This is a genomic window from Enterobacter sp. Y17, assembly GCF_019730495.1.
GTDB classification, from domain to species: Bacteria; Pseudomonadota; Gammaproteobacteria; order Enterobacterales; family Enterobacteriaceae; genus Enterobacter; species Enterobacter asburiae_B.
On sequence record NZ_JAASKP010000004.1, the window covers coordinates 137470 to 149637 of the forward strand.

A 12168-nucleotide genomic window follows, 5' to 3' on the forward strand; every position below is an offset into this window, starting at 1 on the left:
GAAGCGGATGAAACAGTTTTTGATTGCTCCCTCAATTCTGTCGGCCGATTTTGCCCGCCTGGGTGAAGACACCGCCAAAGCTCTCGCGGCTGGCGCAGATGTCGTCCATTTCGACGTTATGGACAACCACTACGTCCCTAACCTGACCATTGGCCCAATGGTGCTCAAGGCATTACGTAACTATGGCATTACCGCGCCGATCGACGTTCACCTGATGGTTAAGCCTGTTGATCGCATCGTGCCTGACTTCGCCGCAGCGGGTGCCAGTATCATCACTTTCCATCCTGAAGCCTCTGAACACGTGGACCGCACGCTGCAGCTGATCAAAGAGAACGGCTGTAAGGCGGGCCTGGTGTTTAACCCGGCCACGCCGCTGAGCTATCTCGACTATGTCATGGACAAGCTGGACGTGATTCTGCTGATGTCCGTTAACCCGGGCTTTGGCGGTCAGTCGTTCATTCCCCACACGCTGGATAAGCTGCGTGAAGTGCGCCGTCGTATTGATGAGTCAGGTTACGATATTCGCCTGGAAGTGGACGGCGGTGTGAAAGTGAATAACATTGGTGAAATTGCGGCAGCCGGCGCGGATATGTTCGTTGCAGGTTCGGCAATTTTCGACCAACCGGATTACAAAAAAGTCATTGATGAAATGCGCCGTGAGCTGGCGAAGGTAAGTCATGGATAAATTGCAGGCAATTCGGGGTGTGGCATTCGACCTCGACGGCACGCTGGTCGACAGCGCGCCGGGCTTAACGAGCGCCGTAGACCAGGCGCTGTATGCACTTGAACTCCCCGTTGCGGGTGAAGAGCGCGTGGTAACGTGGATTGGCAACGGCGCCGATGTTCTGATGGAGCGCGCGTTGACGTGGGCGCGGCAGGAGCGCGCGTCGCAGCGTTCCGCGCAGGGCAAACCGAGCGTTGACCACGCTGACATCCCTAAGGATGAACAGCTGCGGATTCTGCGCAAACTGTTCGATCGTTTCTACGAAGAGACCGTCGAGGAGGGCAGTTTCCTGTTCCCGGACGTTCAGGAAACGCTGAGCGCGCTGCACGCGAAGGGCATTCCGCTGGGGCTGGTGACCAACAAACCGACGCCGTTTGTTGCACCGCTGCTGGAAGCGCTCGATATCGCGAAGTATTTCTCCGTGATTGTGGGCGGTGACGACGTGCAGAACAAAAAGCCGCATCCGGAACCGCTGTTGCTGGTGGCAGGAAAATTATCCTTAACGCCTGCGGAGCTGCTCTTTGTCGGGGATTCGCGCAATGATATTCTGGCTGCCCGAGCGGCTGGGTGTCCTTCCGTCGGATTAACCTATGGCTACAACTACGGTGAAGCCATCACGCTAAGTGAGCCGGATGTGGTCTTCGACCACTTCAAAGATTTGTTGCCCGCACTCGGGCTTTCGCACAGTGAACATCAGGAATTGAATAATGACTAAGCCCATCGTTTTTAGTGGCGCACAGCCTTCAGGTGAATTGACCATTGGTAACTACATGGGTGCGTTACGTCAGTGGGTCAGCATGCAGGATGAGTACCATTGCATTTACTGCATCGTCGATCTCCATGCGATTACCGCGCGTCAGGATCCTGAGAAGCTGCGTAAAGCCACCCTGGACACCCTGGCGCTGTATCTGGCCTGCGGCATCGATCCTGAGAAGAGCACCATTTTCGTTCAGTCTCACGTGCCGGAGCACGCGCAGCTGGGCTGGGCGCTGAACTGCTACACCTATTTCGGCGAGCTGAGCCGTATGACCCAGTTCAAGGATAAATCCGCGCGCTACTCTGAAAACATCAACGCCGGTCTGTTCGACTATCCGGTGCTGATGGCGGCGGACATCCTGCTGTATCAAACCAACCAGGTACCGGTAGGTGAAGACCAGAAGCAGCATCTGGAGCTGAGCCGCGATATCGCCCAGCGCTTTAACGCGATTTACGGCGATGTGTTTAAAGTGCCAGAGCCATTCATTCCGAAGTCCGGTGCGCGCGTGATGTCGCTGCTGGAGCCGACCAAGAAGATGTCCAAGTCTGACGATAACCGCAACAACGTTATCGGCCTGCTGGAAGATCCGAAATCCGTCGTCAAAAAGCTCAAGCGCGCAGTCACCGACTCCGACGAGCCGCCTGTAGTGCGCTACGACGTGCAGAACAAAGCGGGCGTTTCCAACCTGCTGGATATCCTCTCCGGCGTGACCGGCCAGAGCATTCCTGAACTGGAAAAACACTTCGAAGGCAAGATGTACGGCCACCTGAAAGGTGAAGTGGCAGACGCCGTTTCCGGCATGCTTACCGAGCTGCAGGAGCGTTATCACCGCTACCGTAACGATGAAGCTTTCCTGCAGAAGGTGATGAAAGACGGCGCGGAAAAAGCCAGCGCGCGCGCGTCCGAAACCCTGAAAGCGGTGTACGAAGCGATTGGGTTTGTGGGTAAACCGTAGGTAAAAGCAAAACGGTAACCACGTTACCGTTTTTAGGGTTGTACCCTCTCACTGTGGGAGAGGGTCAGGGTGAGGGCATCAGGCCGCACTTCCCTACACAAAAAAACCGGGATATCCCGGTTTTTTTACGCCTGAAAAACGCTTACTGATCCGCCGCCGGGCCGCAACCGCCGATGATCTTCGAAATGGAGATCGCCGGGTGCAGCAGGTAATCGTAGCTGCAGTTATTTTTGGTGTTCTGTACATGACCGGTACAGGCAGTCAGAGTCGATAACAGGCCAACCAGAACGGCGGCTTTTGCCAGTTTGAACATACGCATTCCTTGTCTTAAAAACGAAAGTTGGATGTAACTCAGGGGAATAAAGGGAGAAATTCCACTTCGGGGCGGTATGTTATCGACAGCAGTAAGAGGGGAGTAGTCCGCATAAGGACTACTCCGCAAAGGAAGAATATGCGTTAGTGATTCGAGAACCAGTTCAGCTTATCGCGCAGCTCAACCACGCGACCCACCACAATCAGCGCCGGGCTTTCGACCTGCTGCGCCAGCTCACCGAGCTGCGTCAGTACACCATTCACCACGCGTTGCTTGATGGACGTACCGTTTTCCACCAGCGCAACCGGCATATCAGCCTCCATGCCGTGCTCCAGCAGCTTCGCCTGAATCGTCGCGGCCTGGTTCAGCCCCATGTAGAACACCAGCGTCTGCTTTTCAGCGGCCAGGTTATGCCAGTCCAGCTCGCTGCCGGTTTTCAGATGGCCCGTCACCAGACGCACGCTCTGGGCATAGTCGCGGTGGGTCAGCGGAATGCCAGAGTAAGCTGAGCAGCCGGATGCCGCCGTAATGCCCGGCACGACGGAGAAGGGAATACCCGCGTCACACAGGGTTTCCAGCTCCTCGCCGCCGCGACCAAAGATAAACGGATCGCCACCCTTAAGGCGCACCACGCGCTTACCTTTCTGCGCCTCGCGCAGCAGGATCTGGTTAATCTCCTCCTGCGGCACGCAGTGATAGCCCGCCCGTTTTCCAACGAATACGCGGTCGGCATCGCGGCGTACCAGGTTCATGATGTCATCGGAGACCAGGCGATCGTAAACCACGGTATCGGCCTGCTGGATCTGCTGTAGCCCTTTCAGCGTCAGCAAGCCCGCATCGCCGGGGCCTGCGCCCACCAGCACCACTTCACCGCGATGGTCCAGCGGCTCGCTGAGCAGCTGTTCGGTCGTCTCTTCAACGGCTTTGGTGTCCTGATTCGCCAGCGACTGCGCCAGCCTGTCGTTCACAAAGAATTTTTCCCAGAAGCGACGGCGCTCACCCACGGTCGAGAAGGTTTGCTTCACGCGGGAGCGGAGCTGCCCGGCGTAATGCGCAATCTGACCAAGGTGCTGCGGCAGCACGGCTTCCAGCTTTTCCCGCAGCAGGCGGGCGAGAACCGGCGAGCGTCCACCGGACGACACCGCAATCATCAGCGGCGAGCGGTCGATAATCGAGGGCATGATAAAGCTGGCCTCTTTCGGCGCATCCACCACGTTGCAGAAGATTCGGCGCGCTTCGCAGGCGTCGCTGACGCGCTGGTTCACTTCATCGTCGTCCGTTGCGGCAATCGTCAGCCAGCAGGTATCGAGCAGGGATTCATCAAACTCACCCTGTTCCAGCGTGAGCATCCCTTCCTGAGCCCAGACCTCAAACTGTGGGGCGAAGGTGAGGGCGTTGACGGTGAGCCGGGCGCCAGCCTCTAACAGCAGGCGCGCTTTGCGTTCAGCCACGTCGCCGCCGCCCACGAGCAGGCAGTCGCGGTTGCGTAATTGACAAAAAATCGGCAGGTGATCCACGACGTTACCTCGCAGCTTTCATGGAGGGGGTAAGAATTGACGTCAGGATAACAGCAGGAATCGTACAAAACATACGGTTTTTCCTGCCGTTACCCATAAGGGGTCATAAGCTTTTCGTATTGAAAAGGCGGGGGATTAGCCTTTCAACTGCACCTTGCCGTCCTTCACGCGAACGTCATAGTGCTTCACTGAATGACTCTCATCTTCCATGCAGTAGCCGTCGCTTAAGCGGAAACGCTGCTTTTTCAGCGGGCTGGCGACCCACAGTTCGCCCTGATGCTCGGCAATCAGTCCGCGGGAGAGCACGCTGGCCTCGAAGAACGGGTCGATATTGCTGATGGCAAAAACCTGTTCATCGTGGCGAGGGCGGAAAATCGCAACCTGCTCGCTGCCCAGCAGCGCGCATACGCCGGTGGCCGGGATGATGTCGTTAATATCGCAAATGTTTATCCACTGGCTCATGCGTTTTCCTCCACCAGCGTGACCGGAATTCGTTCATACGGTGTCGCCGGACGATGCTGTTCACGCTCCGGCACAACCTGTACGTTCGGGTCGCGCTGGGTGCTGTTGATAAAGTGTTTGAAGCGCGTCTGCGCCGCCGGGGTGTTGACGGTTTCCGTCCACTCGCAGATCACCGCCTCGCGAAGGCGTGCCATCTCGGCTTCCAGATGTTCGTTCAGGCCCAGCTTGTCGTCGATGATCACCGATTTCAGGTAGTCGATACCGCCTTCCAGGTTATCGAGCCAGGAGGCGGTACGGGTCAGCTTATCGGCGGTTCGGATGTAGAACATCATGAAGCGGTCGAGATACTGAATCAGCGTGTCGCGATCGAGATCCGCCGCCAGCAGGTCCGCGTGGCGTGGCTTCATCCCGCCGTTGCCGCAGACGTACAGGTTCCAGCCCTTCTCGGTGGCGATGATCCCCACGTCTTTACCCTGCGCTTCCGCACATTCGCGGGTACAGCCGGAGACGCCAAACTTCATTTTGTGCGGGGTACGGATGCCTTTGTAGCGGTTTTCCAGCTCCACGCCGAAGCCCACGCTGTCGCCGACGCCGTAGCGGCACCAGGTGCTCCCCACGCAGGTTTTCGCCATGCGCAGCGCTTTGGCATACGCGTGACCGGTTTCGAAGCCGGCTTCAATCAGCTGACGCCAGATTTCCGGCAGATCGTCTTTCTGCGCGCCGAACAGGCCGATACGCTGGGAACCGGTAATTTTGGTGTAGAGGTTAAATTCACGCGCAATACGACCCACGGCGACCAGCCCTTCCGGCGTGATTTCGCCACCGGCTGAGCGTGGAATAACGGAGTAGGTGCCGTCTTTCTGGATGTTCGCCAGAAAGTTGTCGTTGGTGTCCTGCAGCGGCGTATGTTCCGGCTTGAGTACGTACTCGTTCCAGCAGGAGGCCAGCAGGGAGCCGACGGTCGGTTTACACACTTCGCAGCCGTAGCCCTGGCCGTGTTTCGCCAGCAGTTCGTCGAAGGACTTGATGCCTTCCACGCGGATCAGGTGATACAGCTCCTGGCGAGAATACGCGAAGTGCTCGCACAGGTTGTTGTTCACTTCGATGCCCTGTTTCGCCAGTTCGGCGTTCAGCACCTGAGTGACCAGCGGAATACAGCCGCCGCAGCCGGTACCGGCTTTGGTTTCCGCTTTCAGTGCCGCCACGGTGTGGCAGCCTTTGTTGATGGCGGAGATCAGCATGCCTTTGGTGACGTCGAAGCAGGAGCAAATTTGCGCGCTGTCCGGCAGTTTATCCACGCCGATAGACGGCTTGCCGCTGGACGCGTGCGCCGGGAGGATCAGCGCGTCCGGGTTTTCCGGCAGTTCGATGGCGTTCAGCACCAGCTGGAGCAGGTTGCCGAAGTCGCTGGTGTCGCCCACCAGCACCGCGCCGAGCAGGTTTTTGTTGTCCTGGCTGACGATAAGACGTTTGTAGACTTCTTTGCTTTCGTCGAGATAGACATAGCTGCGAGCGCCGGGCGTGCGGCCATGCGCATCGCCAATACCGCCCACGTCCACGCCCAGCAGCTTCAGCTTGGCGCTCATGTCTGCACCGGTAAACGCGTTTTCGCTGCCGAGGATATGGTCCACGGCGACCTGCGCCATTTTGTAGCCCGGTGCCACCAGACCGTATACGCGGTTATTCCAGCTGGCGCATTCGCCAATCGCGTAGATATCCGGATCGGAGGTCTGGCAGGCGTCGTTGATCATGATCCCGCCGCGCTGCGCCACGGCCAGCCCGCACTGGGTCGCCAGCTTGTCGCGCGGACGAATACCGGTGGAGAAGACGATGAAGTCCACTTCCAGCTCGCTGCCGTCGGCAAAGCGCATGGTTTTGCGCGCTTCAGTCCCTTCCTGAACGATCTCTTTGGTGTTCTTGCTGGTGTGAACCTTTACGCCCATGCTTTCGATTTTACGACGCAGCTGGTCACCGCCCATGTGGTCGAGCTGTTCGGCCATCAGCATCGGGGCAAATTCGATGACGTGGGTTTCAACGCCGAGGTTTTTCAGCGCGCCTGCCGCTTCCAGACCCAGCAGGCCGCCGCCGACGACCGCGCCGCGACGGCTGCGACGGGCGCAGGACTCGATGGCGTTGAGGTCTTCAATGGTACGGTAGACGAAGCAATCCTGAGTTTCCGAGCCTTTGATCGGCGGGATCCACGGATAGGAGCCCGTCGCCATGATCAGCTTGTCGTAAAAAACCGTACGCCCGGCGCTGGAGTGGATCACTTTTTCCTGACGGTTGATGGTGATAGCGCGTTCGCCCACCAGCACTTTTACGCCATGCTTCTCGTAGAAACCTTCGCGCACCAGAGAGAGCTCTTCGGCGGTATGATGGGAGAAGTAGGAAGACAGGTGCACACGGTCGTACGCCTTGCGGGGTTCTTCACAGAACACGGTAATATCGAACTGCTCAGCATCGGCCTTATCGAGAAGATCCTCAATAAAGCGGTGGCCGACCATGCCGTTACCGATGATAGCGAGTCTGACTTTGCTCATTATTGCCTCGATTTCTTTTCTATTATTGCCTACCTTAACGATTCAGCAGGGGCGCTTATTGATGCAAATCAAATACGTCTTCGCCTACTCCTTAGGTGGTATATAACTGATTTGTCAGGATTTTTATAAGTGGCGGAAATCGCAGGCTTTTCGTGCTCGTTGAATTTGTGTACAAATCAGGGGCGGTTTTGCCAAAATCGATACGCCTGAATATCAGCGGCGTTTTTTAGGGGAAGGGTATGTCTACAACACCGTTATGGCTTGTTCAGAATGTTCATTTACCGGGTCGGGAAGGGCTGTGGCAACTCGCCATTGAGAACGGGCGATTTGGTGACATCACCCCGATGGACGACACCCACGCCGAAAGTTATGAAGTATTGAACGCGCGCGGCGGGCTTGCGATCCCGCCGTTCATTGAGCCGCATATCCATCTTGATACGACCCAGACCGCGGGTGAGCCGAACTGGAACCAGTCCGGCACGCTATTCGAAGGCATTGAGCGCTGGGCGGAGCGCAAGGCGTTGCTCAGCCATGAGGATGTTAAAGCGCGCGCCTGGAAAACGCTGAAGTGGCAAATTGCCAACGGCATCCAGTTTGTCCGTACCCATGTGGATGTCTCCGACCCGACGCTTACCGCCCTGAAGGCGATGCTGGAGGTGAAGCAGGAGGTGGCCCCGTGGGTGACGCTGCAAATCGTCGCGTTCCCGCAGGAAGGTATTCTCTCTTACCCGAACGGCGCGGCGCTGCTGGAAGAGGCGTTAAGGCTGGGGGCCGACGTGGTGGGGGCGATTCCGCACTTCGAGTTCACCCGCGAGTATGGCGTACAGTCGCTGCATATCGCTTTTGAACTGGCGAAGAAATATGACCGTCCGCTGGATATCCACTGCGATGAAATCGACGACGAGCAGTCGCGGTTTGTCGAGACGGTGGCAACGCTGGCGTATGAGGCAGGCATCGGCCCGCGCGTGACGGCCAGCCACACCACCGCCATGCATTCCTACAACGGCGCTTACACCTCGCGGCTCTTCCGTCTGCTGAAAATGTCGGGGATTAACTTCGTCGCTAACCCGCTGGTCAATATTCATCTTCAGGGGCGCTTTGATGACTATCCGAAGCGCCGCGGCATCACCCGGGTGAGAGAGCTACAGGAAGCGGGCATTAACGTCTGCTTCGGTCATGACGACGTCTTCGACCCGTGGTACCCGCTCGGCACCGGCAACATGCTGCAGGTGCTGCACATGGGGCTGCACGTCTGCCAGATGATGGGCTATCCGCAAATCGACAGCGGCCTGAATCTCATCACCCATAACAGCGCCCGTACCTTCGGCCTGAGCGATTACGGTATTGCCACGGGGAACCCGGCGAACCTGATTATTCTGCCTGCCGAGAGCGGGTTTGAAGCGGTGCGCTGTCAGGTGCCGGTGCGCTGGTCGATTCGTCAGGGACGGGTGATCGCCACGACGCAGCTGGCGCAGACGTGGATCCAGATGGATATCGGAGGAGAAGAGGTAAGCTTTGCCAGAAACAGCCCCTCTGCCGAGCGCAAAGGGGCGTAGGGGTTAGTGAGACGCTGCCGCCGCGTTGTGCTGGCGGTGGCGGGTCACGAAGCCCAGAACGAAGCACATGATGAACACCACGGCATACAGACCGTTCGCGGTGTGCAGCGCCGCCAGCGGGCCGCTGTGGGCGACGATCGGGCCGGTGACCACGAAGGTCAGCATGGTGCCGATGGTGCCGCAGGTCAGGACGAAGTTAACCAGCTTCGGCGAGGCCACTTTGGTCTGCAGGGAGCCCAGGGTGATGATCGAGGTATAAATGGCGCTGGAGAAGAAGCCCAGGGTCAGAATGAACCACGGCATGTGCTCCGGTGAACCGTTGATGAACAGGTACATCAGCACGGTCGCCAGCCCCGCCAGCACGGTCAGAATGCGCTGCAGGTCGAAGAAGCGCAGGATGAAGCTAAACGCCCACATGCCGAACATGTAAGACATCCAGAAATCGCTCACCAGTTTACCCGCGTCGTTCAGGCTCATGCCCAGACCTTTGGCATACTCCGGTACCCAGGAGATAAAGCCCAGCTGGCCCAGGATGTAGCACAGCGCGGCGATGGAGAGGAACAGCACGCCGATGCCCCACTTTTCTTTCGCAACAGGCTCTGCGGTGGTTTGCGCTTTCTTGCCCAGCACCGGGAACTTGCAGCCGAAGGTCAGAATAAAGATCGCCACGTAGACCAGGCCGATGCAGGCATAGACCCAGTACCACTCAATGCTGCGCGCCAGCAGAACCGCCGCGAGCATCGGAAAAATCATTCCGGCCATGCTGAAGAAGGAGTCGGTAAACAGCAGGCGCGCGCCGCGCTGGCGGCCTTCATACATATGGGTAATGAGGAACGTACCGATCGACATGGTGATCCCGCTCACCAGACCGAGCACGAACATGGCGGCGGAGAACAGCGCGATGCTGTGGCTCAGCATCAGGCCCGCCACGGCGGCAACCATCAGCACAAAGCCAAAGCGCAGCTGGGTTTTCAGCGGGACGATTTCCATTAGCCAGGCATTCAGGAAGATAGAGATCAGGATCCCCGCGTTGAGGAAGGTGAAGGTGTTACTCATGCTGGAAACGGGCAGCTGGAAGTAGTCTGCGATATTCCCCATCACCATCCCGGTGACGATCACCAACGCGCCGGTCAGGGCGTAGGAGAAGAAGCTGATCCATGTGAGCTTGATGCGATTGCTGTTAGTCATGTCTGGCCTGTTCAGAAAAAGAAAAACGCCCGGGGGGCGCTGAGAGCGGGCAGATTTTAGTCGCTAAAGTGATCTATTCCTATCTTTTAAGGGCAATGATTACGTCATTGCAGGTTTTAGTGTGATCTAAGTCACATTAATTGACGGCGTAACCAATCGTTTGCGCGGTAATAATTGTTTCAACTTCGTAAAATTAGGTAAAAGGCTGGTCTCCGTTCATACTGCTCTTTAGAATCAAGCCATTCGCTTTTTATACTGCGCTTTGTTAAGGAATTCTCATGCTCAAATCAACACTGGCGGCTGTCGCAGCTGTGTTTGCTCTTTCTGCCGTTTCCCCTGCTGCGCTGGCAGCCAAAGGGGACCCTCACGTTCTGCTGACCACCTCTGCCGGGAATATTGAGCTGGAACTGAATAGCCAGAAAGCCCCTGTTTCCGTGAAAAACTTCCTCGACTATGTGAACAGTGGTTTCTATAACAACACCACTTTCCACCGCGTGATCCCAGGCTTTATGGTGCAGGGCGGCGGCTTCAACGAGCAAATGCAGCAGAAGCAGCCAAACCCGCCTATTAAAAACGAAGCGGACAACGGCCTGCTGAACAAACGCGGCACCATCTCCATGGCGCGTACCGCAGACAAAGACAGCGCGACCAGCCAATTCTTCCTGAACGTGGCGGATAACGCCTTCCTCGACCACGGTCAGCGCGACTTTGGCTATGCCGTTTTCGGTAAGATTGTGAAAGGCATGGACGTGGCCGATAAGATTTCTCAAGTGCCTACTCACGACGTCGGTCCGTACCAGAATGTGCCGTCAAAACCGGTGGTTATCCTCTCCGCAAAAGTTCTGCCGTAATTCTCCTGAACGCGGGCTTCTTCTGCCCGCGTTATGTCGCCCTCCCTGCGAAAGCGCGTTTTGCTGCTTATACTTGTGGCAAACGGACTATTCAGGGAGGCGTTAAGTGAAAAAACTCACCGACAAGCAAAAATCCCGTCTCTGGGAGCAGCAGCGTAACGTCAATTTACAGGCCAGTTGTCTCCTTGAAAAAGGTAATGGTCCCTCAGAACCCCATATTGAGACGCTGGAGCTTGGGCCATCCGCGCCCGGGTTGCCCCATCTGTGCCTTATTCATCGTCATCTGTACCGCAGCGAGATGAAGCGGGCAGGCGAGTTACGTACCGACGATATTTTTAAGGGTGACATTCCGTTCTGCCATTTCGAATACATCGAGAAGATGGGCAACGAGCTGATGGCGGCGCTGGAAAGCGAAAAGTATCTCGTGGGTCTTGAGAAAGCGGCGTTTGTTGACCGGGTTAGCCACTATTACTGCGAAATCAACATGCTGCATCCGTTTATGCGCGGCAACGGTATTGCCCAGCGCGTTTTCTTCGAGCAGCTGGCGCTCCACGCGGGCTACTCGCTGGACTGGCGCGATATCGATCCCGACCAGTGGGTGACGGCTAACCGAAGCGGCGCAACGGGAGATTTAACCGCGCTCAACGCTATCTTTGCCAAAGTAGTGAGCGAAGCGCGGGAATCTGAGTAGAATAGGGCGGCATTTTTTTCGGGAGCCGCCATGATTCTGCTGATTGATAACTACGATTCCTTCACCTGGAACCTTTACCAGTATTTTTGTGAACTAGGTGCAGAGGTGGTTGTCCGCCGCAACGACGAGATCGGACTGGCCGATATCGGGACGCTGGCTCCGCAGAAAATCGTGATTTCTCCGGGGCCGTGTACGCCGTCGGAATCGGGTATTTCTCTGGATGTGATCCAGCACTTTGCCGGCAAGCTGCCGATACTGGGTGTCTGCCTGGGCCATCAGGCGATTGCTCAGGCGTTTGGTGCCACCATCGTGCGCGCCGCGAAAGTGATGCATGGTAAAACCTCTCCGGTCACCCACGCCGGCACCGGGGTATTCACGGGGCTCAATAACCCGTTAACCGTGACGCGCTACCATTCCCTGGTGATTGACCCGTCTACGCTGCCCGACTGCTTTGAGGTGACCGCCTGGAGCGATACGCAGGAGATCATGGGGATTCGCCACCGCGAATGGGACCTCGAAGGCGTGCAGTTCCACCCGGAAAGCATCCTCAGCGAGCAGGGGCACGCGCTGCTGGCAAATTTCCTCAATCGCTGAATATCTGTTGCCTTGCTGTG

General features: G+C 57.1%; 12 protein-coding genes. 7 read left to right on the forward strand and 5 right to left on the reverse strand.

Translation table 11 applies throughout. From position 1 onward, the window contains the following. Positions 1–7 precede the first annotated feature (7 nt). From rpe to trpS, 3 genes are read left to right on the forward strand one after another with little or no spacing between them, the layout of a single operon-like run. Positions 8–685: a ribulose-phosphate 3-epimerase gene (rpe, locus tag HCH49_RS18180; RefSeq protein ID WP_024907923.1), complete on the forward strand. Its 678-nt coding sequence runs from the start codon at positions 8–10 to the stop codon at positions 683–685. Next, positions 678–1439 carry a phosphoglycolate phosphatase gene (gene gph, locus HCH49_RS18185; RefSeq protein ID WP_024907924.1) on the forward strand — a complete coding sequence of 254 codons (762 nt, stop codon included), beginning with the start codon at positions 678–680 and terminating at the stop codon, positions 1437–1439. The genes rpe and gph overlap by 8 nt, the downstream gene beginning before the upstream one ends. Next, a complete protein-coding gene (gene trpS / locus HCH49_RS18190) occupies positions 1432–2436 on the forward strand; it encodes a tryptophan--tRNA ligase (RefSeq protein WP_023309477.1) in 1005 nt (334 codons plus the stop codon). Before gph ends, trpS begins: the two co-directional genes overlap by 8 nt. A gap of 142 nt (positions 2437–2578) precedes the next feature. Here the strand turns inward: trpS and HCH49_RS18195 are convergent, their stop codons facing one another. From HCH49_RS18195 to nirB, 4 genes are all read right to left on the reverse strand, one after another. Further along, positions 2579–2749: a YhfL family protein gene (locus tag HCH49_RS18195; protein ID WP_033146806.1), complete on the reverse strand. Its 171-nt coding sequence runs from the start codon at positions 2747–2749 to the stop codon at positions 2579–2581. 143 nt (positions 2750–2892) lie between these two features. Continuing rightward, positions 2893–4266, reverse strand: coding sequence for a siroheme synthase CysG (gene cysG, locus HCH49_RS18200; RefSeq protein ID WP_039263087.1), 1374 nt, complete (start codon positions 4264–4266; stop codon positions 2893–2895). A 135-nt stretch (positions 4267–4401) separates the two neighbouring features. Then, complete coding sequence (nirD, locus tag HCH49_RS18205; protein ID WP_023309475.1) at positions 4402–4728, reverse strand: nitrite reductase small subunit NirD; 327 nt, start codon at positions 4726–4728, stop codon at positions 4402–4404. After that, positions 4725–7268, reverse strand: a complete 2544-nt coding sequence (gene nirB / locus HCH49_RS18210) for a nitrite reductase large subunit NirB (RefSeq protein ID WP_221703168.1) — start codon at positions 7266–7268, stop codon at positions 4725–4727. The genes nirD and nirB overlap by 4 nt, the downstream gene beginning before the upstream one ends. 239 nt (positions 7269–7507) lie before the next feature. Between nirB and HCH49_RS18215 the strand changes: the two genes are divergently transcribed. Next, complete coding sequence (locus tag HCH49_RS18215) at positions 7508–8824, forward strand: cytosine deaminase (RefSeq protein ID WP_221703170.1); 1317 nt, start codon at positions 7508–7510, stop codon at positions 8822–8824. 3 nt (positions 8825–8827) lie between these two features. Here the strand turns inward: HCH49_RS18215 and tsgA are convergent, their stop codons facing one another. Next, the gene (tsgA, locus tag HCH49_RS18220; protein WP_033146801.1) at positions 8828–10012 is read right to left on the reverse strand and encodes an MFS transporter TsgA; all 1185 of its coding nucleotides are present in this window, start codon (positions 10010–10012) and stop codon (positions 8828–8830) included. A gap of 278 nt (positions 10013–10290) precedes the next feature. Here tsgA and ppiA point away from each other — a divergent pair, with 278 nt between their 5' ends. The 3 genes from ppiA to pabA all read left to right on the forward strand — a co-directional run bounded on the left by ppiA (position 10291) and on the right by pabA (position 12148). Next, positions 10291–10863 carry a peptidylprolyl isomerase A gene (ppiA, locus tag HCH49_RS18225; RefSeq protein WP_023309471.1) on the forward strand — a complete coding sequence of 191 codons (573 nt, stop codon included), beginning with the start codon at positions 10291–10293 and terminating at the stop codon, positions 10861–10863. Positions 10864–10969: 106 nt separating this feature from the next. Continuing rightward, the gene (locus HCH49_RS18230) at positions 10970–11554 is read left to right on the forward strand and encodes a putative adenosine monophosphate-protein transferase Fic (RefSeq protein WP_069303363.1); all 585 of its coding nucleotides are present in this window, start codon (positions 10970–10972) and stop codon (positions 11552–11554) included. A gap of 30 nt (positions 11555–11584) precedes the next feature. Then, a complete protein-coding gene (gene pabA, locus HCH49_RS18235; RefSeq protein ID WP_087823619.1) occupies positions 11585–12148 on the forward strand; it encodes an aminodeoxychorismate synthase component 2 in 564 nt (187 codons plus the stop codon). Positions 12149–12168 lie beyond the last annotated feature (20 nt).